The following is a 26,048-nucleotide window of genomic DNA, read 5'->3' as shown; positions in this document are numbered from 1 at the left end:
ATGGGTGACCTGCTGAAGGACCTCGCGCGGACCAAGCCGCTCACGCCTGAGGTCGACCACGACCGGATGGAACGCGACCTCGCCCAGATCACCGCGATGCCCCGGCCTGCTGTTTGGTCAGGTCAGGCGGCATGGCGACGGCTCGCGCCGGTCGCGGTGGCGTTCGGGGTGGTGGCGGTGCTGGTGATCGCGCTGCTGCCGTCCGACCGGCCGGAGCCCGCCGGCCCCTTGAGCGAGTGGTGGCACGTGCGAGCGCATGTGTCGTCGTTGACGGTGGTGGGTGACAGCGCGAATCCCTACGTGATGGAAACCCGCGCCGACTCCGACAGGTGGCTAACGCCGGAACGTGAGCTGGTGTTCTTCCAGCAGAACGGCAGTGTCGGACCGCGGACACCGGCCGACGGCGAGAAGTGGGAGGCAGCGGGATGGCCTCTGAAGCTGCCGATCGTCGGGTCGAACGACCGGGCGTTGCGCCCCGGCCGGTTCCGCCCGGCCGCTCGGGAGACGTTCGACGGGAAGTACTCCAACCAGGTGTCTTTCGCCGAATGGGCCGCCGTGCCGACCGACACCTCGGAGCTGAAGAAGGTCCTGGAAGCCTTCGCGCGGGACTCGAGTGATCTCGGCACGCTGAACCACCGCATTGGCCGGCTGGCCATGGAGATCACCGCCTCACCGTTGCGCCCCGAACAGCGGCAGGCGGCGTTGGCGGTGCTCAGGACTTTGCCCGGAGTGCGGGACAACGGCGTCGGCCTCGCCCTCCCCTCACCACCGAGCAGCCAGTACGCCGGGCTGGAGACCCAGCTGGTCGTGGACATCCAGACCGGCAAGGCCGTCACCATCCGAACTGTGATCACCTCGGCACAGCACGGCCTGCCGGCGGGCACGGCCGTGGAAACGCAGGACTTCCAGTTCATCGGCCTCAGCGGCCCCCCGCCTCGACTGCCCGACGATGTGCCGATCAACGGTGAGGTGGACTCTCCGTTCATCATGAACAAGTGATCGACCCACGACGGCTTCGAGTACTGCGCGCGTTGGCGGACCACGGCACCGTCACGGCCGCTGCCGCTGCACTGCACCTAACGCCGTCAGCGGTGTCGCAGCAGCTCGCCGCGTTGGAGTCGGAGGCGGGCCACCCGCTGCTGCTGCGCAAGGGCCGCCGGGTTTCGCTGACACCGGCGGGTGAACTGCTCGTCGCCCACGCCCACGTGGTCGCGGCGGAGCTGGAACGTGCACAGGCCACTTTGGACGCGTTGGCCTCCGGAACCGCCGGCCGGGTCGCAGTCGCCGCGTTCGCTTCCGCGATCACGCAGGTCGTGGCACCGGCGCTGGCGGCGCTGAAGAACCGCTCGATCGAGCTGTCCGTTCGGGACGCCGAGGGGCACGAGAGCGTGCGGCTCCTGCTCGACGGCGAGATCGACGTGGCGATCACAGAGGAGCACCGGACCACCGAGCGGTTCAGCCGGTTTCCGCTCTACACCGAGCCTTTCGACGTCGTGCTGCCGCCAGGACACCCGCTGGCGGACGGGCCGGTCGACCTGGCGGCACTCGCCGACGAGGACTGGGTGGTGACGCTGCCCGGCAACCCGCTGCGGGACGTCGTGGAGATGGCCTGCGCGCAGGCCGGGTTCGCGCCGCGGATTCGGCACACGTCAGACGACTTCCGGGCGATCGAGGCGCTGGTGGCGGCCGGGGCCGGGGTGGCGTTGGCGCCGCGGAACGCGGTGCCTGGTGTGCCGGTGGCTGGGGTGGCGCCGTTGCGACGGGTGGTGGCGGCGGTGCGCAGGGGGTCCGAGGACTACCCGTTGATCAGGGCGGTCCTCGACGAGCTCCAGCCTTAGTGCGGGGCTCGCGCCGCGAGCTTCGCCGTCGCCGGATCCCCCGCAGCCAGCGCACCACGGGCAGCCAACTGGCAGATGTCCATGCTCGAAGTGGCCAACTTGGCACCGACATCGGCAAGAGCCGTGTGGTTCATCGACAACGACGTCACGCCCATGCCGATCAACACACAGGCGAGCAACGGGTCGGCCGCCGCCTCGCCGCAGACGCCGATGGACTTGCCGGACGCGGTGGCCGCGTCACCGACCTGAGCGATCAGGCGCAGCAGCGCAGGCTGCCAGGGGTCGTTCAGGGCGGCGACGCCACCGAGTTGGCGGTCGGCGGCGAAGACGTACTGGGCCAGGTCGTTGGTGCCGATGGAGATGAAGTCGACGACCTGCAGGATCTCGCGTGCGGACAGGGCCGCGGACGGCACCTCGACCATCACGCCGGCGCGGGCGATGCCGGCCTGGCGGGCGCGGGCCACGAACCACGAGGCTTCCGCAGCGGTGGCGACCATCGGGGCCATCACGGAGACGTCGGCGCCGGACGAGGCGGCCGCGGCGGCGATGGCTTCCAGCTGGCGGTCCAGCACTTCGGGGCGGTCGAAGGCGACGCGCAGGCCTCGCACGCCCAGGGCCGGGTTGGGCTCGGGGTCCGGGTTCAGAAACGCCAGCGGCTTGTCCGCGCCCGCGTCGAGGGTGCGCACCACAACCGGCTTGCCCTTAAACGGCGCCAGCACAGCCGCATATGCAGCAGTCTGCTCATCAACACTCGGCTCCTCCGCGGCGTCGAGGAAGCAGAACTCGGTGCGGAACAAGCCAACGCCCTCCGCGCCCGCGGCGGCAGCGGCAGCCGCGTCGGCCGGGGAGCCGACGTTGCCGAGGACCTTCACCCGGTGGCCGTCCTTCAGGACGCCGACGCCGTTCCACACAGCTTTCTTGCCCGTGCCCGCCGCGCGGACCTTGCCGTCCGACACGCGTACGACGCCCGTGTCGCCATCGACCTCGAGGGCGGCCACGTCCAGGGCCAGCACGCCTCGGCACGCGACTACGGCCGGGATGCCCAGGGAGCGCGCGAGGATCGCGGTGTGGGAGGTCGGGCCACCTTCTTCGGTGACCAGGGCGAGGACCTTCGACGGGTCCAGACCGGCGGTGTCCGCGGGTGCGAGGTCACGCGCCACCAGCACAGAGGGCGACGCCAGGTCGGGTACGCCGGGAGCGGGCAGGCCGAGCAGTTCGGCGACCACGCGGTCGCGGACGTCCTGGACGTCACGGGCGCGCTCGGCCATGTAGCCACCGGCCGCCTGCAGCGCGTTGACGAACTTCTGGGCGGCCTGGTGCACCGCGCGGGCCGCGGGGAGGGACTCGTCGATGACGAGCTTCTCGGCGGACTTGATCAGGGAGGGGTCGCCTGCCATCGCGGCCGTGGTTTCCAGCACTGCGCGGGCCTCGCCCTCGACAGTCTTCGCGCGGTCCATCAACCGCTGCGCGACGACCTCGGTCGCCGGGCGGATTCGGGACGCCTCATCCTTCGGATCCGCAGGTCGTGGGCCCAGCGGAGGTTCCGGCAGAGCCTCCGCGACCCTCACCACTGGACCGGAAGCCCGGCCGCTGCTGACACCGACACCGCTCAGCCGCGCGCTCGACATGGTCTAGACCATACCCTTCCACCTGGAACCGAGGACAGCTCAGTGTGACTAATTCAGCGGCGGGATGCGGAAAGCCGCCGAGCTGGTGGTCGTGGCGTAACGCAACAGGGCATCTCCGGCTGCCATCCGATACATCGTGTTCACAAACGTCTTCAGCTCGCGCTGGTACGAGATGAACAGCAGGCCCTCGGCGTAGTTGTACGAACGGCGGAGCATCAGGCCGGCACCCGCCATCAGCGGGTGTGCCCGCCGGACGTGCGCGTCGGCCGGGATGACGTACTCGCCGTCCGGGGTCTTCGCCGACAGGTCGACCTCCTCGCCGCCGGACAGCGGCACGGCGTCGTGCTTGCGACGGCCGAAGACACGTTCCTGCTCGGCGACGGGCAACGCCCCGAAAGCAGCCATGTCCAGCTTCATCCGGCGCACGACGGCGATGGTCGAACCGTCCGGCAGCCAGACCTCCTGGTCGAACTCGTGCGGCGTCTTCGGCACGACGATGCCGTCCTTGAAACCGAGGACGTTGGTGCGCTCGGAGTTGCAGAACCCCTGCTCACGCCACTTCAGCCGGCCGTCCGGCCGCAGCCGGGAGGCCGCGTCGCGCACGGCGTCCGGATCGTCGCCGCAGATCTGCAGGAAGAGCCGCCCGCCCAGGTCCTGCGGCCGCACGGCATCGCCGGGGAACTCCGGCAGCCCGTCGACCCCGTGCCCGCACGTCACCGTGACCGACGAGCTGACCTGCCCGGACGGTGCCGCGACGGCGTCCCACACGGAGATGTCGGCGTGCAGCTGCTGCGGCGTGGCGATCCCCGGCTGCCTGCGGTCGAAGCCGCAGCCGCTGAGTAGTCCGATCGCCGCAGCGCCGTACAGCAGACGGCGGCGTGAGAGTGGGCTCACAGGGGCAGTGTGACAGTAGGCCGAACGGCGCAGTACGGTGACCGGCTGTGCGCGCTCCGTACACATTTGTTGCACTGCTGCTGGTCGCCGGATGCTCATCGGCGGCGCAACCGAAGCTCGGACCCGAGATCAACGTGCCCGCGCAGCTCAACACCATCCAGGCCGCCGTGGACGCGGCTGCGGAAGGCACGACGATCACCGTGTCTCCCGGCGTCTACCAGGAGTCCGTGCAGGTCAGGACCAAGGGCCTGACGATCAGGGGCACCCAGCGCGGCAGCGTGATCATCGACGGAGAGGTCAAGCGCCCGAACGGATTCGTGGTCACCGCGCCGGACGTGTCGATCCAGAACCTGACCGTCCGCAACCACACGCTGAACGGCGTGCTGGTCACCGGACTCAGCCAGGACGGCGGGATGGGCCGCGGCAGCACCGGCTACACCAAACTGGACACGCAGAAGTTCCCGCCGTTGCAGGGCTTCCGCGTCTCGTACGTGACGGCCAGCAACAACGGGCTGTACGGCATCTACGCGTTCGACGCCCAGCACGGCGTGATCGAGCAGAGCTACGCCTCCGGCAGCGCGGACTCCGGCTTCTACGTCGGCCAGTGCAAGCCGTGCGACATCGTCGTGCGCGGCAACGTCGCCGAACGCAACGCCGTCGGCTACGAGGGCACGAACGCGTCCGGCCAGATGTACGTGCTGGGCAACAGGTTCAGCGGCAACCGGGTCGGCATGACCTCGAACTCCGACTACCAGGAGGCGTTCGTGCCGCAGGAGGACGCGATGTTCGCCGGCAACCTCGTCTCGGACAACGCCGAGGCGCTCTCACCGGCACAGGCCGACGGTGCGTTCGGGCTCGGCGTGGGCATCGCGGGCGGCACCCGGAACGTGCTGACCCGCAACCTGATCACCGGAAACCCCGGCACCGGCATCGCGCTGGGTTCCAGCGAGGACCTCGCGCCGCTGGACAACCGCTTCGACGGCAACGTGATCACGCACAACGGCCAGGACGTGCTGTACGTGGCGACGCAACGCGCGCCAGGCAGGAACAACTGCTTCGACGGTGGCCGCTGCTACTCCGGCGTCGGCGAGCAGATGAAGAAACCCGCCGCGCCACGCGGAATCCCGTTCAACCAGGTCGCCGCACCGCCCAACCAGCCGGAGATGCCCAGCGACCCGTTGCCGGACAAGGCACCGAACGCCGAGAAGTACGGCGTGCCGACCGAGGACCTGTTCCTCGATCGCGCGGCGGTCCGGTCGTGAAGCGGACGATCCTGTTGCTGGCATTGGCGCTCGCCGCGTGCGGCTCCACTCCGGACCCGCGGCCGCTGTCGATCCCCGAAGCGGAACGCCTGGCGCTGGTGCGGTTCTCGAACTACACGACCGGGGTGAGCGCGTTCACCGCGTCTGTGCCGTCGCCCGGCGGCAAGCTCGTGCTGGCCGGCCGGGTCGACTTCGTGAACCACCTCGGTTACGCGGGCATGCGCACGGACGGCCGGGACGACGAGTTCTCGAAGGGCCTCGTGCAGTGGAACCTCGGGCGGATGGCGTTCGCGATGACGCCGTCGGCAGAGGCGGTCGACCCGGTGCCGGTCGTCGACTGGCAGGTCAGGGAACTGCAGGAACGCGGTTCCGAACTGGACGGTGCGCTGCGGCTGCTGGTCAACCTCGGCGCGGACCGGCCGGAGAACGCCCAGCTGCTGTTGCAGAGCACGGCGCGCTGGCTGCGTTCGGACAAGATCGGCGAGGCGGCCGTCGACGTCTTCGAGGGCCCGAAGCAGAAGTCCGACGACAGCGCCCGGCTGCGCTACTGGCTCGATCAGGACGGCAAACTCCGCAGGCTGGAGGCCAAACTCGGCAACCAGGAGGAGCTCGCCGTCTTCGACTTCACCAGCTCGAAGCAGCCGGTGCAGGTCATCCCGCCGCTAGCGAGCTGACCTCGGCGGCGGTCGGGTAGGACGGCTGCGCGCCGGCCTTCGTGACCGACAGGGCGGCGACCTTCACCGCGTACTCCGCCGCCTTGACGATCGTGTCGCCCTCGGCGAACCGGGCGGAGAAGGCTCCGGCGAACGCGTCACCGGCGCCGGTCGTGTCGACCACCTCGTCGACCTGGATCGACGGCACCTCAACGGTTCCCGCCATCGCCACCACGGCAGCGCCGCGCGCGCCGAGCGTGACGATCGCGGCCTTCGGGCCGAGTTCGAGCAGGTCATGCCAGGTCGGCGCGAGCTGGGCGGCCTCGTGCTCGTTGACGATCAGCACGGTGAGCCGGGCGAGCGTCTCCGCCGGCAGCTCCGCTACCGGGGACAGGTTGAGCACGGTCCGCACGTCCGCCTCCGCCGCCACGTCCACCGCGTGGATCACGGTCTCCAGCGGCACTTCCAGCGAGCACGTCAGCACGCGTGCGCCGTCGAACGACACCGCGTCCACATCGGACGGTGACACGTCCGCGTTGGCACCCGGCGACACGACGATGGAGTTCTCCCCATCCGGCGTCACGGTGATGTACGCGATCCCAGTGGGGCGTGAGGAGGTCTTCACCAGCAACGTGTCGACGCCGGACGACTCCAGCGACTCGCGCAGCAGCGAGCCGTACCCGTCACCGCCAACGGCACCAACGAGTGCAACGGAAGCACCGACGCGGGCAGCGGCAACAGCGGTGTTCGCGCCCTTGCCGCCGGGCAGCACGACGGTGTCGCCGCCGAGCACGGTCTCACCGCCGGCGGGCCGCCTGCCGACCTCGACCACGAGGTCGGCGTTGGCGGACCCGAGGACAAGCAGAGTGTTCGTCACTTGATGAACTCTGCCACGTTCTTCTTCGTGATGACCTTGACCTCGACGTCCACGACCTGCTGAACGGGCTCGCCCTTCGTCGCCTTGACCGCCTGCTCGACGGCCTTCGAACCGAGCAGCTTCGGCTGCTGCGCGATGGTGGCGGCCAGCGTGCCGTCCTGGATCGCCTTCAGGCCGTCCGGCGTGCCGTCGAAGCCGACGACCACGACGTCCTTGCCGGCACGAGCGCCGAGAGCCTTGATCGCGCCGAGCGCCATCTCGTCGTTCTCGGCGAAGATGCCCTTGAGGTTCGGGTGGCCCTGCAACAGGTTCGTGGTCTCGTTGAGGCCCTTGGCACGGTCGAAGTCCGCGACGGCGGTGGCGACGACCTTGACGTTGCCGCTGTTCAGGCCCTGCTCGAAGCCCTGACCGCGATCACGAGAGGCCGACGCGCCGGAGATGCCCTTGAGGTGCGCGACCTCACCGGACGTGGCGCGGCCGAGTTCGATGGCCGCGAGGCTGCCGCCCGACACGTTGTTCGACGCGACCTCGGCGGCGACCTTGCCCTCGACCGAGCGGTCGACCGAGATCAGCGGGATGTTCGCCATCTCGGCTGCCTTGGCTGCCGGGGCGGACTGCTTGGAGTCGACCGGGTTCAGGATGATCGCCTTGACGCCCTGGGTCACCATCGTCTGCACCTGGTTGACCTGGTTCGTCGCGTCGTTCTGGGCGTCGACCACGGTCAGCTTCGCGCCGAGCTGGTCCGCCATCGCCTGCGCGCCCTGCTGCAGCTCCACGAAGAACGGGTTGTTCAAAGTGGACACCGCGAGGCCGATCGTGAGGCCGCTTCCTCCGGACGCCCCTGTACCGCTGCACCCGGTCGCGAGCAGAGCCGCGGCACCGAGGGTCAGCGCGATCCGTCGGGTCACCTTCATTGGTGTCTTCCTTACCTGTTGCGGGTTGTACTCAGCGACGGCGAAGTGAGTCGAGCAACGCGGCGAGAGCGATCACCGCGCCGATGACGACCTGCTGCCAGAACGGCGGCACTTGCAGCAGGTTGAGGCCGTTGCGCAGGACGGCGAGCACGAGTGCGCCGACCAACGTCCCGGTGGCGCGGCCAACGCCACCGGACAACGACGCACCACCGATGACGACAGCGGCGATGGCGTCGAGTTCGTAGCCGACCGCTGCCTGCGGACCGGCGGACCCGAGCCGTCCCGCGAGCACGAGGCCTGCGGCGGCGGCGAAGAGGCCAGAGAGTGCGTAGATCCAGAGCTTCTGCTTGCGGACGTCGATGCCGCTGAGCTTGGCGGCTTCTTCGTTGCCGCCGATCGCGTACATGCGCCGGCCGAGGTTGGTGCGGGTGAGGATCAGGCCGGTGACGCCGAAGAACAGCAGCATCAGCAGCAGTGGCAACGGCAGGCTGGGCGCGAGGTTCGAGCCGAGGAACGTGACCAGCGCGTCGGTCTCGTGCGGCTGGCCTTCCGAGAACACCAGCGTGAGACCGCGGGCGACGCTGAGCATGGCCAGCGTCGCGATGAACGGCGGCAGCTTGCCGTAGCTCACCAACGCGCCGTTGACGAGACCGCACAAGGCGCCGATGACGAGACCGAGCGGGCCCGCCGTGAGTGCGCCGACCATCGCGGCCAGCGCGGCGATGCTGCCCACCGACAGGTCGATGCCACCGGCGACGACCACGAACGTCATGCCGAACGCCATGATCGCGATGACCGCGGCCTGGACGCCGACGTTGAGCAGGTTCTGCGCGTTGAGGAACGCCGGCTGCATGATCGCGATGACCAGGGCGAGCAGCAGAAGCCCTGCCAGAGCCCCGTTCTCGCTGGCGTACTTGCGGATGCTGATCGTGGTCATGCGGAGATCTCCTGCACGGCGAGTGCCATCACCTGGTCCTGGGTCGCGCCCTTGGGCAGCTCACCGGCCACCCGGCCGTGCGCCATCACGACGACGCGGTCGCTCATCCCGATCACCTCGGGCAGGTCGCTCGACACGAGCAGCACCGCCCGGCCCTGCGCGGTCATGCGGTTGATGAGCTCGTAGATCTCGACCTTGGCGCCGACGTCGACGCCGCGCGTGGGCTCGTCGAGGATCAGCACCCTCGGGTCGGCCAGCAGCCATTTGCCGATGACGACCTTCTGCTGGTTGCCACCGGAGAGTTCCTTGACCGGCTGCTCGACGTGGCCCTTGATCCGGAGCCTGCCCGCGATGTCGTGGATGCGCTTCTGGTCGCGGTTCTCCAGCGTCACCAGCTCGAGGTTCTGGCCGACGGTCGCGGTGAGGACCAGGCCCTGGCCCTTGCGGTCTTCCGGGACCAGGCCGAGGCCTGCCCTGATGGCGGCCTGGACGTTGTGGCGCGGCAACGGTTTCCCGTCGACCTCGACCGTGCCGTGGTCGTAGTCGTCCACGCCGAACGCCGCCCGTGCGACCTCGGTGCGCCCGGCGCCGACCAGACCGGCGACGCCGACGACCTCGCCCGCGCGGACCTCGATGGAGATGTCCCGGAACACGCCGCGCTTGGTGAGGTTCGAAATGCTCAGCAACGGCTGGCCCGAACCCTGTTGTTTGCGCGGATATTGCTCGTCGATCGGGCGGCCGACCATAAGCTCGATCATGTGCTGAGTCGTTGCCCCAGGCCCGAGGACGCCCACGCTGCGTCCGTCGCGCAGGACCGTGATGCGGTCGGCGATGCGCTGGATCTCGTCGAGGTGGTGCGTGATGAAGACGAGCCCGACGCCGTTCTTCCTGAGCTGAGCCATGATCTGCAACAGCCGGTCGGTCTCGGTGTCGGTGAGGACCGCGGTCGGCTCGTCGAGGATCAGGACGCCTGAGTTCTTGTCGAGCGCGCGGGCGATCTCGATCATCTGCTGCTGGGCGATGCCGAGGTCGCGGACCTTGGCGTCCGGGTCGACGTTCAGCCCGACGCGTTCGAGCAGCCTGGGCGCCCGCCGGCGCATCTCGGCGCGGTCGACGAAGCCGAACTTCTTGGGCAACCGGTTGAGGAACAGGTTCTCCGCCACGCTCAGCTCGGGGACGAGCGCGAGCTCCTGGTGGATCACGGCGAGGCTGGCCCTGCCCTCGATGGTGCCCGCGTCGTGGCTGTGGATGCCCGCGAGGACCTTGACCAAAGTGGACTTGCCGGCACCGTTCTCGCCGAGCAGGACGTGGACCTCGCCCGCGTTGATGTCGAGGTCGACGCCGTCCAGTGCTTTGGTGGCACCGAAGTTCTTCGTGATGCCGCGGGCGGTGATCAGGGTGCTCACAGCTCGGCCTCTCCGCACGAACCGCGCAGCACGAGCTTCGCGGTGAGGCGGACGTCGTCGGGCTGCTGACCGTTGATGAGGGCGAGCAGGCTGCGGGCGGCCGCGCGGCCCATCTCCACGGTCGGCTGGGCGATGACCGTGATCGGCGGGTCGAGCAGCGGGAACCACGGCTGGTCGTCGAACACCGCGAGCGCGATGTCGTGCGGGATCTGCAGACCGCGGGCCCTGATCTCGCCCAGGGCGCCGAGGCCCATCAGGTTGTCCATCGCGACCAGCGCGGTGGCGCCGTCGTCGATCAGCTTGGCCGCGGCCTGGCTGCCGCTCTCCTGGCGGAAGTCGCCGTGCACGACCTGCGCGACGCCACCGAGTGCTCCCGTGAGCACGTCGGTTCGTTCTCTCCCAGTGGAGGTGTTCGGCGGACCCGCGATCACGCCGATGCGGGTGTGGCCGGCGCCGACGAGCCGCCGGGCGAGCGCGGTCAACGCCTCGCTGCCGTCGGCCCGGACGACGGGGCATGTTGCGCCCCTGACCGTCCGGTCCAACAGGACGAGCGGAACGCCGCCTGCGCTCACTTCGCGAACCAAGCTCGGGTCATCGGTCGCGGGGCACAGCAGGAGGCCGTCCACCCGGCGGTCGAGCAGGGTGCGCACGTAGGTCGCTTCCTGCTCGGCGCTCTCGTCGGCGTTCCCGATCACGACGCAGTAGCCGTGTGACCGGGCTTCGTCCTCGACCGCTCGGGCGATCTCGGCGAAGAACGGGTTCAGCAGATCGCTGATCACCAGACCGAGGGTCTGGGTGCTGGTGGTCCTCAGGGACCGGGCCAATGCGTTGGGGCGGTAGCCGAGCTCCTCGATCGCGGCGTGCACCCGCTCGCGAGTCTCGGGAGTCGGCGCGGCATGGCCGTTGAGCACGCGCGACACGGTGGCCGTGGAGACGCCGGCGTGCTGCGCAACGTCCTTCATGGTCGTCACGGGGCAGAAGTTAATCGATTACACACCTATCCAGTCAAGTGGATGAGTAGGTGTACGGATGTCACCACGCGTGGTCTGCCTCACTCTGATCACATGGACGGACAGGATCGCCTCGGGGACGAGCAGCGCCTTGCGCTCGAGCTCGCCGCCATCGGGCAACGGCTGGTGACGATCAGCTCGGAGATGCGGGGCAGGTCCGCATCGGCAACGGCAGCCGCGACCGCGGTGGCCGAGGTCATCGCTCCGCTGCCGGCGCCGGATGCGCCGGTCTCGGTACCCGTACCCGCCCAGGCTCCGCCGCCGCCCTCGGAAGCGTGGGCCGACGAGGCCGCCCGCGGCACCTCGACGCCGCCGCTCGGCATCCCGCAGCCGCCGAACCAGTGGTCGCAGCAGGCCGCGGCTTCGGCTCACCAGCCCTGGCCCCAGCAGGCACAACAGTTCCCGCATCCGCCGCCCCAAACGCAGTGGCAGCAGCCGTGGCCCCCACCGCCGCAGCCGCCGCGTGAGACGTTGTTCGAGAAGCTCGGCAAGGACGGCGCCGGCTCCAAGGTGCTCGCCTGGGTCGGTGGCGCGATCACCGTGCTCGGCTTCGTGATGCTGCTGATCCTCGCCATCCAGCGCGGCTGGCTCGGCCCGATGCCGCGCGTGATCGGTGGCGCGGTCTTCAGCGGTGCGCTGATCGGCATCGGCATGTGGCTGCACCGCAACCCGGCCGGCCGCACCGGGGCGTTCGCGCTCGCGGCCACCGGTTTCGCCGGCCTCTACCTCGACGTCATCGCCGCCACGAGCCTCTACGAGTACCTGCCTCCCGGCGTCGGTCTCGTCGTCGGGCTCGGGGTCGCGGCGACCGGTGTCGTGCTCGCGCTGCGCTGGGACTCGCAAACGCTCGCGGTCGGCGTTGTCGCTGCTTGCGCCATCTGCTCGCCGATCTTGACCGACGGCTTCACGGTCATGCTGGTCGCGTTCCTGCTGGTGCTGAAGATGGCCAGCACGCCGGTCCAGATCCAGCGCAACTGGCCGGGTCTCGCGATCGCGGGCGGCTTCCCGCCGATCATCGCCTCGCTGCTCGCCACCGCGAGCGCCATCCCCGCCAGCTTCGAGTGGACCGTGGTCGGCGTCGCGGGGGCCACGACCGTCGTCGGCATCGCGGTCGCCCTGATCACCATCCGCAAGCGGCCCGAGGACATCGTGGCGATCGCCCTGATCGCCGGGTCTGCGCTGCCGGCGATGTTCGCGACCACGTTGCTGAAGGACCCGGCCAACTCGGTGCTCGCCGGTGCGGTGGCCGCGGTGCTGCTGGCGATCTGGATGGTCCCTGACCTGCCGCGCGCGTTCACCACGGCGGCCGGTGCGACGGGCATGCTCGCGTTGTTCCAGACCACGGTCATCGCGCTCGACGGCAACGTGCGCACGGCGATCGTGCTGGCCGAGGCGGTGCTGCTGGCGTTCCTCGCGGCCCGGCTCAACAAGAAGAGCGCGCTGGCCGGGTCGATCGCCTTCGGCGTCGTCGGCTTCCTGATGACGATCACCCAGGCCGTGCCGCTCGTGTGGCTGATCAACGAGCCCCGCTACCTGGTCGTCACGTCTGGCGACTACGCGGCGGGCCTCGTCACGGCACTGGTGCTGGGTGTTCTCGCGGCGGTCGTGCCGTGGGCCGCGCTGAAGATGCAGGTTTTGAAGGAACCGGCGAAGCACCCGCTCTCGTGGATCCTCGCCGGACTCGTGGTGCTCTACGGCGCGGCGGGCGCGGTGCTCTGCGCGGCGCTGCTGGTGTCGCCGGACGAGACCGGATTCCTCTTCGGACACTCCGTCGTCACCGTGTCGTGGACGGTCGCCGCGTTGTTCTTGCTGGTCAAGGGAATCAACAACAAGGCGCTGCGGATCTCCGGCCTCATCCTGGTCGGTGCCGCGGTGGTGAAGCTGGTGACGTTCGACCTGGCCGCGCTCGACGGTGTCGCCCGCGTGCTGGCGTTCCTCGGTGCCGGTCTGGTTCTCCTGACCGCCGGCGCCCGCTACGCCAAACTGGTGGCAGGTGCGCGAAACCCGGATTCATATGAATCCAAACCGGTCGCACCGCCCTCTTACTGATCGGGCCGACCGTCGCCCGCCCCGCCGTCGCGGGCGACGGTCGTACTACGACCAGGCAAAGATTTCCCTCTACCGGGTGACGGAAGTAGATCGAAAGCACCCGGAAGTGGTCCCATCGGGCGTATGGCAAAGCCACGCCTCGTGGCCGCGGTTCTAGCGCTCTCAGCGGCCATCGCGGCGATGGGTGTCGAGCAACGGCACGAGATCACCACCACTTCCGCAGCGGCAGCTCCTCGCGCGTACGTGGTCGGCAAAACCGGACTTGTTCAGGTCGTCGACACGACGAACGGCTCGGTGCTGGCCCACGCGGACACGGCGGGCCGCGCGACGGGTGTCGCCGTGTCACCGGACGGCCAGCGGGTCTACGTGATCAACGGCTGGACCGGCGTGATCACCGAGGTCGATCCGTTCACCGGCGCGGTCCTCAACCGGCTCTTCACCCAGGTCCAGCTGTCGCACGCGGCGATGCGCCCCGACGGGCAGCGCCTCTACGTCTCGGCCAGCGGCAGCGTGGCGGTGGTGGACCCGCACAACTTCCGGCTGGTCGCCGCGGTCAAGGTGCCCGGCCAGCCGCAGGGTCTCGCCGTCCACCCGAACAACCAGGTCCTCTACGTGGCCAACGCCCAGGACGGCACGGTCGGCGTGGTCGACACGGCGACGGCGTTCCAGACCTCGACGGTGCAGGTCGGCGGCCTGCCGCAGTACCTGGCGATCTCACCGGACGGCAAGCGCCTCTACGTGAGCAGCATGCGCCTGGGGGAGAAGACGCCCGGCACGCTCTCGGTGATCGACACGACCACGAACCGGGTCGTCGGCACGATGAGCGTCGGCAGGGGAGCGGGCAGCGTCGCCGTCACGCCGGACGGTGCCACCGTCTACCTCACGCTGCCCAAGGAGCGCTCGGTCGCGGTCATCGACGCGGCGACCATGACGTTGCGCGAACGCTTGCCCATCGACGCACCGAGCGTCGCCATCGCGCCGGGCGACCCGAGGGTCTTCCTCGCGACCGGCACGACGACGACGGTGCTGGACAGTTCGAACGCGGTGCTCGCCACCTACCGGATGCGGTCGGGTGAACTGGAGGAGGCGAGGCCGCGCCAGTTCGACGCGGCCATGATCGCCTTCCCTCCCGGTCAGCCGGGTCAGCCGACCGCCACGGGCTTGCGGAGCTCGTCGTCGAGGTCGTCGTCCCAGTCGACCGGCTCCTCGTGAAGCGCGAGGCGTTCCTGGATCCGCTTGAGCGGACCGGGTGACCACCACGCGGCGTTGCCGAGCAGCTTGAGCACGGCCGGCACGAGCAGCATCCGGACGATGGTGGCGTCCAGCGCGAGCGCGAGGATCATGCCGACGCCGACGAACCGCATCATCGCGACCTGCGAGAACGCGAACGCGCCGGTCACCACGATCAGCAGGAGCGCGGCCGAGGTGATCACCCGGCCGGTCTTGGCCAGACCGGTGGTCACCGCTTCCTCGGTCGTCGCGCCCTGGCTGCGGGCCTCGACCATGCGGGAGAGCAGGAAGACCTCGTAGTCCGTCGACAGGCCGAACACGATGGCCGCCATCAGCACGACGATGCCGGACTCGAGCGGCCCCGGCGTGACACCGAGCAGGTCGGCGCCGTGACCCTCCTGGAAGATCCACACCAGCACGCCGAACGTCGCGGACAACGACAGCGCGCTCATGACCACGGCCTTGATCGGCAGCACGACCGAGCCGAACGCCAGGAACATCAGGACGAGCGTCGCGCCGACGAGCAGCACGACCATCAACGGCAGGCCGTCCGCGATGGCGTCGAGCGAGTCGCTGACCGTGGCGGTGTTGCCGCCGACCAGCACCTCGGCACCAGCGGGCGGGGCGATCGCGCGGACGTCCTTCAACGCCTGCTTCGACTCGTCGCTCAGCGCGTCCTGCTCCAGGCCGGCGGCCGCGGCCGTGACGCCCTTGCCCTCGCCCGTCGGCTGGACCTCGCCGATGCCGGGCACGTCCTTGACCTTGCCCAGGTAGGCCTGGATCGCCGCCTGGTCGCCACCCTTGATGACGATCTTGAAGCCGGTGTTGGAGAGCGCCGAGAAGTTCTGGTTGATGTTCTCCGTGGCGACGCGCACGGCGTTGCCCTCCGGCAGCACCTTCTCGGTGACCTGGCCGAACTGCACGCCGAGGAACGGCGCACCGAGCGCGAGGAGCACACCGACGATCGGCACGGCGATCAGCACGGGCCGCTTCATGACCTTGCCGCTGAGCCTGCGCCAGCCGCGTTCGCTCGGCTCCTTCTTGCGCCACGGCATGGCGAGCTTGTCGACCCGGTGGCCGAGGACGCCGAGCAACGCGGGCAGCAGCGTGATCGAGACCAGCGCGGAGATCGCGACCGCGGACATGCCGCCGTACGCGAGGGACTTCAGGAAACCGTGCGGGAAGAGCAGCAGGCCCGCGAGTGCGATGACCAGCAACGTCGCGCTGAACACCACCGTGCGACCGGCGCTCGCCACCGTGCGGCCCACGGCCTGTTCGCTGGTGCGCCCCGCCGCAAGCTCCTCGCGGAACCGGCCGACCATGAAGAGGCCGTAGTCGATGGCCATGCCCAGGCCGAGCAACGAGGCGACGTTGACGGCGAACGAGTTGACGTCGGTGAAGTTCGAGATCGCGTGCAGCACGCCGAGCGAGCCCATGATCGCGAGACCACCGACGACGACCGGGAGCGACGCGGCGACCAGACCGCCGAAGATGATCACGAGCAACAGCAGGACCAGCGGCAGCGAGAACATCTCCGCGCGCGTCAGGTCCTCCTGGGACATGTCGTTGATCGCCTTCTGGGTGGGCACGAGCCCACCGACCTGCTGGCTGAAGCCGTCGACCGTCAGCTGGGACTGGATGTCCTCGAACTGCTTGATCTGCTCGTTCGAGTCACCGCTGGTCAGCGTGATCGCGACGAGGGCCTGCTGCTGGTTGTCGGACGGCACCGGCCCGACGGCCTTGAGCACGTCGTCCTTGGGAAAGCCGCTGATGTGGTCCGCGAGCTTCTTGAGCTCCAGCGGATTCGCGAAGTCGCCCCGGTAGATGACGATGACGTCGCCGTTCTGCCGGCCGAACGCCTCCTCGGCCACCTTGTCGGCTCTGGCCGCCTCACTGCTCGGGGCTTCATAACCACCTTGACTCAGCTTGTCGAACACGCCCATGCCCCACACGCCTCCGAGGACGGTGAGCAGTACGGTCGCGACCAGCACCACCCACCGGCGGCGATATGCGATTGAGCCCCACTTCGCGAACATCGACGACGGCCTCCTGGGTTACCGTGCTGTGAATCCTGTGAACTCTTGTAAACACCGTTCACTGAAACCGTACGGGGGCGTGGACGGGGTCTACAACCCGATGGAGTGACATATGACCGAGGCCACTCGTCGAGAACGTCTTCGCGTGGAGACAGAACGTGAGATCCGCCAAGCAGCTCGCGCCCTTTTGGTGGAACGCGGCCGTGACGCGGTGACCCTGCGTGCGATCGCTCGCGTACTGGGCATCACCGCGCCGGCCTTGTACCGCTACTACGATTCGCACGACGCGCTATTGCGGCAGCTTTGCGACGACATCTGCGCGGACATGGCCGCGGCGCTCTACGCGGAGATCGCGGCGGACACGTCGGGCCAGGTGAACTGCCAGGTGAGGGCCGTATGCCACGGCTTCCGCCGCTGGGCGCTGGCGCACCCGCAGGAGTTCGCGCTGGTCTTCGCCTCGCCACGGGACCCGCTGGGCGCCGACCAGTTCGGGTCGGTGTTCCTGGAGCTGGCCGGGCGGCTGATCGCCTCGAACCTGGTGGCCAACCACGCGGACGACCACGTGCCCGCCGTCCTGCACGAGGACCTGGTCAGGTTCCAACAGGTGCTGATCGACGCGGTGCAGAAGCACGGCGTGACCGTCGGCGACGACGTGCTGAACCTGGGCAAGATCTACCACATCGTGCAGTCGTGGGTCCGGCTCTACGGGCACGTCGCGCTGGAGGTGTTCGGGCGGTTCCCGTTCGCGGTGAGCAACCCCGAGCCGATGTTCGACAGCATGATCGGTCAGCTGTTGACGGACATCGGCTTTGGAGACGACTCCCCGGACTCGGCCGAGTCGCGCACGCGGTAGCACTGCCCGTGGTCGACGCCAAGAACTCCGGAGGCGACGCCGGCTGAGGTCGTCGGCACCCTGGAGAAGATGTACGTCAGCGCGCTGGCGGGAACGGGAGCCGCGCCCGGTGTCGGCCGAGGCAAGGCTGGAGCCGGCGCGACCGTAGCCACGCCGGCCTTCCCGCTGCTACAGAACGACGTTCACCAGGCGCCCAGGAACGACGATCACCTTGCGCGGCTCGCCACCGGCGACCAGTTCGGCGATCTTCTCCTCGGCCAGTGCCGCCGCCTTGATCTCGTCCTGCGACGCGGACGCCGAGACCACGACCCGCGAGCGGACCTTGCCGTTGACCTGGATCGGGTACTCGATGGTGTCCTCGACCAGGTACTGCTCGTCGGCCTGGGGGAACGGGCCGTGCGCCAGCGTGCCTTCGGCACCCAGCTTCGCCCACAGCTCCTCGGCCACGTGCGGGGCCTGCGGAGCCAGCATCAGCACCAGGGGCTCGGCCAGCGCGCGGGGCGTGCCGGCGGCGTAGTGCTTGGTGACGTAGTTGTTCAGCTCGATCAGCTTCGCGCCTGCCGTGTTGTAGCGCAGGTTCGCGTAGTCGTCGTGCACGCCGGCGATCGTCTTGTGCAGCAGCCGCAGCGCCTCGACGGACGGCTCCTCGTCGGTGACGCGCAGCGAGCCGTCGGTCTCGTCGACCAGGTTGCGCCACAGGCGCTGCAGGAACCGTTGCGCGCCAACGACGTCCTTGGTCGCCCACGGACGGGACACGTCCATCGGGCCCATGGACATCTCGTAGAAGCGGAAGGTGTCGGCGCCGTACTTCTCGCACATCTCGTCCGGCGTGACGACGTTCTTCAGGCTCTTGCCCATTTTTCCGTACTCACGACGGACTTCTTCGCCGTTGTAGACGTACTTGCCGTCCTGCTCGACGACCTCGTCCGCGGGCACGGGCGTGCCGCGGTCATCCCGGTAGGCGTACGCCTGGATGTAGCCCTGGTTGAACAGGCGGCGGTACGGCTCGTCGCCGGACAGGTGGCCCAGGTCGAACAGGACCTTCTGCCAGAAGCGCGAGTACAGCAGGTGCAGCACCGCGTGCTCGACACCGCCGATGTACAGGTCGACGCCGCCGGGGTCGGTCGCGCCGTGCTCGGCCGTGCGCGGGCCCAGCCAGTACTTCTCGTTCTCCGGGTTGACGAACCGCTCGGTCTCGACCGGGTCGACGTAGCGCAGCTGGTACCAGCACGAACCCGCCCAGTTCGGCATGGTGTTCGTGTCGCGGCGGTAGGTCTTCAGCCCGTCGCCCAGATCCAGCTCGATGGTCGTCCACTCGGTGGCACGCGACAGCGGCGGCGACGGCTCGGTGTTCGCGTCCTCCGGGTCGAAGGTGCGCGGCGAGTAGTCGTCGACCTCGGGCAGCTCGATCGGCAGCATCGACTCGGGCAACGCGATCGCGGTGCCGGCCTCGTCGTAGACGACCGGGAACGGCTCGCCCCAGTAGCGCTGGCGGCTGAACAGCCAGTCGCGCAGCTTGAACTGGACGGTGCCGTGACCGTGGCCGTTCTCCTCCAGCCAGCCGATCGTCGCCTTCTTGGCGTCGTCGATCAGCATCCCGTCCAGGAAGCTCGAGTTGATCGCCGGGCCCTCGCCGGTGAACGCCTCGCCCTCGAAACCTTCCGGAGGCTGGACGGTGCGGATGATCGGCAGGTCGAACTTCGTCGCGAAGTCCCAGTCGCGCTGGTCCTGGCCGGGCACGGCCATGATCGCGCCGGTGCCGTAGCCCATCAGCACGTAGTCGGCGATGTAAACAGGAATTTCCTTGCCGTTCACCGGGTTTGTCGCATACGCCCCGATGAAGACGCCCGTTTTCTCCTTGTTCTCCTGACGGTCCAGTTCGGACTTCAGGGACGCGGCGCGCCGGTACGCGGCGATGTCTGCCACGCGATCGGGCGTCGCAATCTGGTCCACCAGCTCGTGTTCCGGTGCCAGGACCATGTAGGTCGCGCCGAACAGCGTGTCCGGACGGGTCGTGAAGACCTCAATGTTCTCGTCTCCCACCGCGAATCGGACTCGGGCACCATGCGAGCGCCCGATCCAGTTGCGCTGCATGGCCTTCACCTTGTCCGGCCAGTCCAGCCGGTCCAAGTCGTCGATCAGCCGATCCGAGTACGCGGTGATGCGCATCATCCACTGGCGCAGGCTTTTCCTGAACACCGGGAAGTTGCCACGCTCACTGCGACCGTCTGCGGTGACCTCCTCGTTCGCCAGCACAGTACCCAGTCCGGGGCACCAGTTGACGGGCGCCTCCGACATGTAGGCCAGCCGGAATTCGCCCAAGATCCTTTGCTGGTCGGCAAAAGACAGGTCAGACCACTGTTGACCATCAGCCGTCGCACGCTCGCCGGATTCGAACTGGGCGATCAGCTCGGCGATGGGGCGCGCCTTGCCGGCGTCGGCGTCGTACCAGGAGTTGAAGATCTGCAGGAAGATCCACTGAGTCCACTTGTAGTACTCGGGGTCGATCGTCGAGATGCGACGCCGCTCGTCGTGGCCCAGGCCCAGCCTGCGGATCTGGCGCAGGTACGTGTTGATGTTGTCTTCGGTGGTCTTGCGCGGGTGCTGGCCGGTCTGCACCGCGTACTGCTCCGCGGGCAGGCCGAACGCGTCGAAGCCCATGGTGTGCAGCACGTTGCGGCCGTTCATGCGGTGGTACCGCGCGAACACGTCCGTGCCGATGAAGCCCAGCGGGTGGCCGACGTGCAGGCCTGCGCCGCTCGGGTACGGGAACATGTCCTGGACGAACAGCTTGTCCGCGGGCACGTCACCCTTGAGCGCACCGACCGGGTTCGGCGCGTGGTAGGTGCCGTGGTTCTCCCAGTACTGCTGCCACCGCTCCTCGATCTGGTTCGCCAGCTCGGCGGTGTAGCGGTAGGCGGGAATCTCCGCCGCGTCCGTGCTCATCTCAACGTCCCTCTCACATCGGATCCTGCCCCTGACATGACGAAACCCCCCAGCCCAGACAGGGCATGGAGGGCTGCCGCGCCGACCGTCTTTCGATCAGGTCGTCGCGGCTAACTAAGGAGCAGGCGGGCCGTGCTCATGTCGTCAACGGTATCAGCGGACCGCAAGCGCGATGAACTGGGTGACCTGGGCCGGGTTGAAGTTGTCGTCCGAGACCAGCCACAACGTGCCGTCCGGGCCCCAGGCCATGCCCTCGAGGTTGTCCGGTTTCGTGAACTCACCGATGTCCGCCAGCAGCCGTTTCTTGAGCGTGGTGCCGTGCGGCCGTGCCTCGAACAGCCGGACCTTGTTGCCGAGCGCCGGGTGGAAGGACCGTTCCAGCACCAGGTAGACGCCGGGGGACTTCTCCAGGATCGCCGTGACGCCGGTCGAACCGCCCGCCGCGAACACCGGTTCCTGCTGGTAGCGGTACTGGGCGACGACCTGGCCCGACCGCGTCTGGACGATCACCCGCGAGACCGCGCCGGTCTTGTCGTCTGCGGGCGGGCCGTCCTGCAGCAGCGGACCCTCGACGGCGGTCACGACGAGGCTGCCGCCGAGCGCGAACGTGAGTCCTTCCAGCGCCTGGTTCTGGCGCGGGCCGGACTCCGGCTTCATCTTCAGGAACTCCGGCGTGGGCAGCGCCCGCTTGAAGCTGCCGTCCTGGCGGCTGAACTGCACGGACGGGTCGATGAGCGTGGTCGGGGTGCGGTCACCCTCCTGACTCCACAGCAGGTCACCTGTCCACTTGTCGACACGGACGTCCTCGGGATCGACCGTGCCGGGCAGGTATGGGCCGTTGGGTCCGACGAGAGAGTGCACGTCGGTGAACTCGACGCCCTTGCGGGAGAGCTTGCCCTCGTAGAACCGGGGCGCCACGCGGTCGTCGCTGATCAGGATCCACTTGCCGGAGCGCCGGTCGTAGTCGAGACCGGAGATGCCACCGACGGTCGTACCGCCCACGACCAGGCCTTTCGGCACGACGTGTTCGGCAAGGAAGCGGACTTCTGGGTTGTGCGCCTGCGCGGGAGTCGCGCACAGACCGATCAGCACGGGGACGAGCAGCAGTCGTCTGAGCATGGCGCACAGCACACCTGACCGGGGTGACCGCGAGGTGAACGCGGCTCCCGCCTTACCCTCATGGGGTGAACATCGTGCTGTCTGTCGTCCTGGGTGTGCTCGGCGTCGCTCTCGGCGCGGTCGGTCTGCTGGGTCTGCAGGGCAAGCTGCGGCGCAACCGGTTCGCCGGCGTGCGCACGGCGGCGGCGCTGCGCGACGAGGAGACGTTCGCGCTGGCCAACCGGGTCGCCGGGGTGCCGAACGTCGCGGCCGGCGCGGTCGCGATCGTGTCCGGGACGATGTCGTTCGTGATGGCCGACCTGGCGGTCACCGCTGGGATCATCGGACTGGTCGGCGCGCTCGGGATCGCCGCGGCCGGTGGGCTGATGGGGCACCGGGCGGCCGAGGCGATGCCGGAGCCGGTCAAGCCCAAGGGCTGCGGTGGCTGTGCCTGCGGTGGCGGCGGTTGCTCCCCGCTTGCCGGCCTGTAACCCGACGTTTCACGTGAATCAGTCGCGCGTCAGTTGAGCCGGACGTCGGTCGGATAGGTCGACAGCAGCGCCAGCGGCATGCCCTGCCGGCGCAACACCCGGCCCCAGAGGTCGACGTTCGCGCCCGCCAGCACGTCGTCGGCCAGTCCGGTCACGACGATCCAGTCGCCGCGCTCGATCTCGCCGGCGAGCTGACCCTCGCCCCACCCCGCATATCCGGCGAACACCCGCAGGCCGCGCACGAGCGGCATCAGGTCGTCCGGCTCGGCGTCGAGGTCGATCAACGCCACCGGGCCCTGCACGCCGACCAGGCCCTCCACCTCGTCCGGATCGGTCCCTTTCGTCAGGGCCGCCAGGCACAGCGCCGTCTTCTGCTCGACCGGACCGCCGATGTAGATGCACTGGGGCTTGGTCACGTGCGGGCCCCACGGCGGCAGCACGTCGTGCACCGCCACCTCGGAGGGACGGTTCAGCACGACGCCGAGGGTTCCTTCTGGGCGCTGATCGATGATGTAGACGACGGTGCGTGTGAAGTTCGGGTCGTTCAGGCTCGGGGCGGCAACCAACAGGGAGCCAGCCTCGACCTCGGCATCGGGACGCACGTCACCATGAAATCACCCGTGATCGCCGGAACAACTCAGGGCCGCGCCCCGTTAGACTCAAGTGTCGGATGTCTTTGTGTCCCCCGGGCTCACTAGACAACCGCCTTCGCGGAATACCGTTCGGCTGGAACCGCGTAGTGCGCCGCGCCGAGAGGCGACCTGGCATCCGATCCAGGGGAGCCGGACCGCGAGGTCCGGCTTTCGTGGTTTTCACCACAACGCGCATAGAGTGCAACAGTGACAACGCTTGCGGTGGAGAAGCACCACTGGGGATCACGCCGGTTCCTCGGCATCCCCGAGTACCGCAGGCTTCTCGCCACCCGTCTCGCCTCGCAGTGGGGTGACGGTGTCTTCCAGGCCGGGCTGGCCGGCGCAGTGCTCTTCAACCCGGAACGCCAGGCGGATCCCGCGGCCATCGCGGCCGGGTTCGCGGTGCTCCTGCTCCCGTACTCGATCATCGGGCCGTTCACCGGCGCGCTGCTCGACCGGTGGGACCGCAAGCGCGTCATCCTCATCGCGAACGTCAGCCGTGCCGCCTTCGTGCTGCTCACCGCGCTCGCCGTCGGTGCGGGGCTGAGCGGACTGCCGCTCTACATCTCCGCGCTCGTCGTCATGGGCATCGGCCGGTTCGTCGGCTCCGGACTCTCCGCGTCCCTGCCGCACGTGGTCGACGAAGATCACCTGGTCGAGGCGAACGCGCTGGCCACGACTGCGGGCGCGATCACCGCCGTGTTCGGTGCGGCCTGTGCGATCGGGTTCCGCACGATCCTCGGCGCCGGTGACGGCGGGTCGGCGTGGACCACCAGCATCGCGATCGCGGGCATGCTCGGCAGTGCGTTCATCGCCAGCAGGTTCAAGTCGGGTGTGCTCGGGCCGGACGAGGTCGACGAGCCGCACAACGCGTTCACCGCGGTCGCGCGCGGTCTGCTCGACGGAGCGAAGGCCACCTGGCGCACGCCGAGCGTGACCGCCGGGCTCGCGGCACTGCTGGCGCACCGGGCCGCGTTCGGCATCAGCCTGATGATCACCCTGCTGCTGATGCGCTACAGCCTGGAGGACGTCGGCATCCTCAAGGCCGGCATCGGCGGGCTCGGCGAGGTCGCGATCGCCGGTGGCGCGGGCGTGCTGCTCGCCGGAATCCTGACCGACCGGATCGTCGACAGGTTCGGCACCAAGCGCACGATCTGCGGCGCGTTGCTGCTCACGGCCGCCGCGCAGATCGGGCTCGGACTGCCGATGACGCTGCCGACCATCCTGATCGCCAGCTTCGTGATCATCTTCGCCGGTCAGATCGTCAAGCTCTGCGTGGACACCGCGGTGCAGCACGACGTCGGTGACGAGGTGCGGGGCCGCGTGTTCGCCCTCTACGACACCCTGTTCAACGTCGCGCAGGTCACCGCGGTGACCATCACAGCGGCGGTGGTCCCCCTGGACGGGCGTTCGCCCGGCCTCATCCTCACCGCCGCCAGCCTCTACCTGGTCGGTCTGGCCGTCTACCTGTTCCTGCTAGCGCGGAAACGGCAGATGCAGCATCCCGGCCTCGTGCGCGAAAACGACGGCAGCCACCCGATCGGGTAGATCCAGGCGCACCAGGATGTCGGCCACCTCGTCGGCGACCCGCTGCTGCCCGATGCCGAGCACGCGAGCGATCTCGTGGTCGGCGTGACCGCGTGCGAGACACCGCAGCACGGCTCGTTGATCGTCGGTCAGCTCGCACAGGTCGTGTACCTGCGGAGCTGCGGAAAGTCCCCAAGAAAACATCTGCACCACCCCCGTGCGCTCCCCTAGCGCAGGTTCCATGGTGCAGCCCCCCGCTGTCAGATCGCTAACGCGGGGATTTCATTCGCTCACGATGCGTCACGCCGATGGTGGCGTGATCCCCTGCTCGCGCGCCCAGTCGAGCAACGCCGCCTCGGCCTCGTCACGCTCCAGCGGCCCGCGGTCGAGCCGCAGCTCCTTGAGGAACTTCCACGCGGCACCGACCTGCGGACCGGCCGGCAGGCCGAGCAGCTTCATGATCTCGTTGCCGTCGAGGTCCGGCCGCACGCGCGCCAGGTCTTCCTCCGCCGCGATGCGCGCGATGCGTTCCTCGAGAGAGTCGTAGGTCCGCCGCAGCAGGTTCGCCTTGCGCCTGTTCCGGGTCGTGCAGTCCGCACGGACGAGCTTGTGCAGCCGCGTCAGCAGGGGACCGGCGTCCGTCACGTAGCGGCGCACGGCCGAGTCGGTCCACTCGCCGTTGCCGTAGCCGTGGAAGCGGAGGTGCAGGTAGACGAGCTTGGCGACGTCCTCGGTGATCTCCTTCGAGTACCGCAACGCCCGCAAGCGCTTGCGGACCATCTTCGCGCCCACGACCTCGTGGTGGTGGAACGAGACACCGCCGCCCGGCTCGAACTTGCGGGTGGCCGGCTTGCCGATGTCGTGCAGGAGCGCGGCGATCCGCAACACCAGATCGGGTGATTGATCAACATCTTCAAGATCAATTGCCTGTTCCAGCACAACCAGCGAGTGGTCGAAGACGTCCTTGTGCTGATGGTGTTCGTCGATTTCCAGCTTCATGGCCGTGAGCTCTGGCAACACGATGTCTGCCAGTCCGGTCTCGACCATGAGCACGATGCCGCGGCGCGGGTGCGCGCCGCACAGGAGCTTCGAGAGCTCGACCTGCACGCGCTCCGGCGTGATGCGGGCGATCTCGCCTGCCATCGACCGCATCGCCTCGATCACCCGAGGCGCGGCGGTGAAGCCGAGCTGGGAGACGAACCGCGCCGCCCGCAGCATCCGCAGCGGGTCGTCACCGAACGACTCCTGCGGGGTCGCCGGCGTGTCCAGCACGCCGTCGCGGGCCGCCTGCAGGCCGCCGGTCGGGTCGACGAACTCCCCGGCCACCACGTCGAACGCCATGGCGTTGACCGTGAAGTCGCGGCGGACCAGGTCACCGTCGATGTCGTCACCGAAGGAGACCTCAGGATTGCGGGTGACACCGTCGTAGACGTCCGCGCGGAAGGTCGTGATCTCGATGATCTCGCCCTGCTTCGAGGCACCGACCGTGCCGAACGCGATCCCGGTGTCCCACTGGGCGTCCGCCCAGCCGCTGAGCAGCTTCTGGATCTCCGCCGGACGCGCGTCGGTGGTGAAGTCGAAATCGTTCGTCGGGCGCCCCAGCACAGCGTCGCGCACACTGCCACCTACGAGGTAGAGGCGCTTGCCCTCGGCTGCGAACCGAGCGGCGAGTTCGGCGACGACTGGCGTGATGGCGGGCTGTTCCACCACCGCATTCTGCTGGAGCGATCGAGACACGAGAAACCAGCGTACTTAACGTTCGTAAGT

At 68.8% G+C, this 26,048-nt stretch carries 22 protein-coding genes; 9 read left to right on the top strand and 13 right to left on the bottom strand.

Features of this window, described 5'->3' with window-relative positions; genetic code table 11:
* A complete protein-coding gene (locus ACIA8G_RS22675; protein WP_396420632.1) occupies positions 1–999 on the top strand; it encodes a hypothetical protein in 999 nt (332 codons plus the stop codon).
* The gene (locus ACIA8G_RS22670; protein WP_396420631.1) at positions 996–1,838 is read left to right on the top strand and encodes a LysR family transcriptional regulator; all 843 of its coding nucleotides are present in this window, start codon (positions 996–998) and stop codon (positions 1,836–1,838) included. The genes ACIA8G_RS22675 and ACIA8G_RS22670 overlap by 4 nt, the downstream gene beginning before the upstream one ends.
* Here ACIA8G_RS22670 and ptsP read toward each other — a convergent pair.
* Together ptsP and ACIA8G_RS22660 are read right to left on the bottom strand one after the other, a co-directional pair.
* Positions 1,835–3,466, bottom strand: a complete 1,632-nt coding sequence (ptsP, locus tag ACIA8G_RS22665; RefSeq protein ID WP_396420630.1) for a phosphoenolpyruvate--protein phosphotransferase — start codon at positions 3,464–3,466, stop codon at positions 1,835–1,837. The genes ACIA8G_RS22670 and ptsP overlap by 4 nt on opposite strands.
* 48 nt (positions 3,467–3,514) lie before the next feature.
* Positions 3,515–4,360 carry a Dyp-type peroxidase gene (locus ACIA8G_RS22660; RefSeq protein ID WP_396420629.1) on the bottom strand — a complete coding sequence of 282 codons (846 nt, stop codon included), beginning with the start codon at positions 4,358–4,360 and terminating at the stop codon, positions 3,515–3,517.
* 47 nt (positions 4,361–4,407) lie between these two features.
* Here ACIA8G_RS22660 and ACIA8G_RS22655 point away from each other — a divergent pair, with 47 nt between their 5' ends.
* Together ACIA8G_RS22655 and ACIA8G_RS22650 are read left to right on the top strand one after the other, a co-directional pair.
* Positions 4,408–5,622, top strand: a complete 1,215-nt coding sequence (locus ACIA8G_RS22655) for a nitrous oxide reductase family maturation protein NosD (protein WP_396420628.1) — start codon at positions 4,408–4,410, stop codon at positions 5,620–5,622.
* Complete coding sequence (locus ACIA8G_RS22650) at positions 5,619–6,296, top strand: hypothetical protein (protein ID WP_396420627.1); 678 nt, start codon at positions 5,619–5,621, stop codon at positions 6,294–6,296. The genes ACIA8G_RS22655 and ACIA8G_RS22650 overlap by 4 nt, the downstream gene beginning before the upstream one ends.
* Here ACIA8G_RS22650 and ACIA8G_RS22645 read toward each other — a convergent pair.
* The 5 genes from ACIA8G_RS22645 to ACIA8G_RS22625 are packed head-to-tail and all read right to left on the bottom strand — an operon-like array spanning position 6,274 to position 11,371.
* Positions 6,274–7,152 carry a ribokinase gene (locus tag ACIA8G_RS22645; protein ID WP_396420626.1) on the bottom strand — a complete coding sequence of 293 codons (879 nt, stop codon included), beginning with the start codon at positions 7,150–7,152 and terminating at the stop codon, positions 6,274–6,276. The two genes, ACIA8G_RS22650 and ACIA8G_RS22645, sit on opposite strands and share 23 nt — an antisense overlap.
* Complete coding sequence (locus ACIA8G_RS22640; protein ID WP_396420625.1) at positions 7,149–8,066, bottom strand: substrate-binding domain-containing protein; 918 nt, start codon at positions 8,064–8,066, stop codon at positions 7,149–7,151. Before ACIA8G_RS22640 ends, ACIA8G_RS22645 begins: the two co-directional genes overlap by 4 nt.
* Before the next feature lie 31 nt (positions 8,067–8,097).
* The gene (locus tag ACIA8G_RS22635) at positions 8,098–9,003 is read right to left on the bottom strand and encodes an ABC transporter permease (protein ID WP_396420624.1); all 906 of its coding nucleotides are present in this window, start codon (positions 9,001–9,003) and stop codon (positions 8,098–8,100) included.
* Positions 9,000–10,409: a sugar ABC transporter ATP-binding protein gene (locus ACIA8G_RS22630; protein WP_396420623.1), complete on the bottom strand. Its 1,410-nt coding sequence runs from the start codon at positions 10,407–10,409 to the stop codon at positions 9,000–9,002. The genes ACIA8G_RS22635 and ACIA8G_RS22630 overlap by 4 nt, the downstream gene beginning before the upstream one ends.
* The gene (locus ACIA8G_RS22625; RefSeq protein ID WP_396421253.1) at positions 10,406–11,371 is read right to left on the bottom strand and encodes a LacI family DNA-binding transcriptional regulator; all 966 of its coding nucleotides are present in this window, start codon (positions 11,369–11,371) and stop codon (positions 10,406–10,408) included. Before ACIA8G_RS22625 ends, ACIA8G_RS22630 begins: the two co-directional genes overlap by 4 nt.
* 102 nt (positions 11,372–11,473) lie before the next feature.
* Between ACIA8G_RS22625 and ACIA8G_RS22620 the strand changes: the two genes are divergently transcribed.
* Positions 11,474–13,468 carry a DUF2339 domain-containing protein gene (locus tag ACIA8G_RS22620; RefSeq protein ID WP_396420622.1) on the top strand — a complete coding sequence of 665 codons (1,995 nt, stop codon included), beginning with the start codon at positions 11,474–11,476 and terminating at the stop codon, positions 13,466–13,468.
* Positions 13,469–13,591: 123 nt separating this feature from the next.
* Positions 13,592–14,680, top strand: a complete 1,089-nt coding sequence (locus ACIA8G_RS22615) for a YncE family protein (RefSeq protein ID WP_396420621.1) — start codon at positions 13,592–13,594, stop codon at positions 14,678–14,680.
* Here the strand turns inward: ACIA8G_RS22615 and ACIA8G_RS22610 are convergent.
* A complete protein-coding gene (locus ACIA8G_RS22610) occupies positions 14,611–16,734 on the bottom strand; it encodes an MMPL family transporter (RefSeq protein WP_396420620.1) in 2,124 nt (707 codons plus the stop codon). The two genes, ACIA8G_RS22615 and ACIA8G_RS22610, sit on opposite strands and share 70 nt — an antisense overlap.
* 145 nt (positions 16,735–16,879) lie before the next feature.
* Between ACIA8G_RS22610 and ACIA8G_RS22605 the strand changes: the two genes are divergently transcribed.
* Positions 16,880–17,587 (top strand): TetR/AcrR family transcriptional regulator, encoded by a 708-nt coding sequence (locus ACIA8G_RS22605; RefSeq protein WP_396420619.1) that lies wholly within the window; start codon positions 16,880–16,882, stop codon positions 17,585–17,587.
* Positions 17,588–17,755: 168 nt separating this feature from the next.
* Here ACIA8G_RS22605 and leuS read toward each other — a convergent pair whose 3' ends face one another.
* On the bottom strand, positions 17,756–20,533 hold the full coding sequence (leuS, locus tag ACIA8G_RS22600; protein WP_396420618.1) for a leucine--tRNA ligase: 2,778 nt from the start codon (positions 20,531–20,533) through the stop codon (positions 17,756–17,758).
* 153 nt (positions 20,534–20,686) lie between these two features.
* Entirely contained in the window at positions 20,687–21,652 is a 966-nt protein-coding gene (locus ACIA8G_RS22595; protein WP_396420617.1) for an esterase-like activity of phytase family protein, read from the bottom strand.
* 65 nt (positions 21,653–21,717) lie between these two features.
* On the opposite strand from ACIA8G_RS22595, the gene ACIA8G_RS22590 reads away from it, so the two are divergent.
* On the top strand, positions 21,718–22,122 hold the full coding sequence (locus ACIA8G_RS22590; RefSeq protein ID WP_396420616.1) for an SdpI family protein: 405 nt from the start codon (positions 21,718–21,720) through the stop codon (positions 22,120–22,122).
* Positions 22,123–22,151: 29 nt separating this feature from the next.
* On the opposite strand, the gene ACIA8G_RS22585 is transcribed toward ACIA8G_RS22590, so the two are convergent.
* Positions 22,152–22,724 (bottom strand): YqgE/AlgH family protein, encoded by a 573-nt coding sequence (locus ACIA8G_RS22585; RefSeq protein WP_396420615.1) that lies wholly within the window; start codon positions 22,722–22,724, stop codon positions 22,152–22,154.
* Positions 22,725–22,961: 237 nt separating this feature from the next.
* Here ACIA8G_RS22585 and ACIA8G_RS22580 point away from each other — a divergent pair, with 237 nt between their 5' ends.
* A complete protein-coding gene (locus ACIA8G_RS22580; RefSeq protein WP_396420614.1) occupies positions 22,962–24,302 on the top strand; it encodes an MFS transporter in 1,341 nt (446 codons plus the stop codon).
* Here the strand turns inward: ACIA8G_RS22580 and ACIA8G_RS22575 are convergent.
* Entirely contained in the window at positions 24,231–24,485 is a 255-nt protein-coding gene (locus tag ACIA8G_RS22575; protein WP_396420613.1) for a LuxR C-terminal-related transcriptional regulator, read from the bottom strand. The genes ACIA8G_RS22580 and ACIA8G_RS22575 overlap by 72 nt on opposite strands.
* Before the next feature lie 96 nt (positions 24,486–24,581).
* On the bottom strand, positions 24,582–26,018 hold the full coding sequence (locus ACIA8G_RS22570) for a CCA tRNA nucleotidyltransferase (RefSeq protein ID WP_396420612.1): 1,437 nt from the start codon (positions 26,016–26,018) through the stop codon (positions 24,582–24,584).
* Between the last annotated feature and the right edge of the window lie 30 nt (positions 26,019–26,048).

Origin of the sequence: Lentzea sp. NPDC051213 (assembly GCF_044455585.1) — a bacterium.
In the GTDB taxonomy this organism is placed as follows: domain Bacteria; phylum Actinomycetota; class Actinomycetes; order Mycobacteriales; family Pseudonocardiaceae; genus Lentzea.
The sequence above is the reverse complement of the archived record's forward strand: the minus strand, read 5'-3'. Positions and strand labels throughout refer to the sequence as shown.

What these genes read in the sequence shown, in the direction of transcription:
- leuS (WP_396420618.1), bottom strand. Translation starts at nt 20,533, where the DNA reads ATGAGCACGGACGCGGCGGAGATTCCCGCCTACCGCTACACCGCCGAG.
- ACIA8G_RS22615 (WP_396420621.1), top strand. Translation starts at nt 13,592, where the DNA reads ATGGCAAAGCCACGCCTCGTGGCCGCGGTTCTAGCGCTCTCAGCGGCC.
- ACIA8G_RS22620 (WP_396420622.1), top strand. Translation starts at nt 11,474, where the DNA reads ATGGACGGACAGGATCGCCTCGGGGACGAGCAGCGCCTTGCGCTCGAG.
- ACIA8G_RS22625 (WP_396421253.1), bottom strand. Translation starts at nt 11,371, where the DNA reads ATGAAGGACGTTGCGCAGCACGCCGGCGTCTCCACGGCCACCGTGTCG.
- ACIA8G_RS22595 (WP_396420617.1), bottom strand. Translation starts at nt 21,652, where the DNA reads ATGCTCAGACGACTGCTGCTCGTCCCCGTGCTGATCGGTCTGTGCGCG.
- ACIA8G_RS22640 (WP_396420625.1), bottom strand. Translation starts at nt 8,066, where the DNA reads ATGAAGGTGACCCGACGGATCGCGCTGACCCTCGGTGCCGCGGCTCTG.
- ACIA8G_RS22675 (WP_396420632.1), top strand. Translation starts at nt 1, where the DNA reads ATGGGTGACCTGCTGAAGGACCTCGCGCGGACCAAGCCGCTCACGCCT.
- ACIA8G_RS22610 (WP_396420620.1), bottom strand. Translation starts at nt 16,734, where the DNA reads ATGTTCGCGAAGTGGGGCTCAATCGCATATCGCCGCCGGTGGGTGGTG.
- ptsP (WP_396420630.1), bottom strand. Translation starts at nt 3,466, where the DNA reads ATGTCGAGCGCGCGGCTGAGCGGTGTCGGTGTCAGCAGCGGCCGGGCT.
- ACIA8G_RS22575 (WP_396420613.1), bottom strand. Translation starts at nt 24,485, where the DNA reads ATGTTTTCTTGGGGACTTTCCGCAGCTCCGCAGGTACACGACCTGTGC.
- ACIA8G_RS22635 (WP_396420624.1), bottom strand. Translation starts at nt 9,003, where the DNA reads ATGACCACGATCAGCATCCGCAAGTACGCCAGCGAGAACGGGGCTCTG.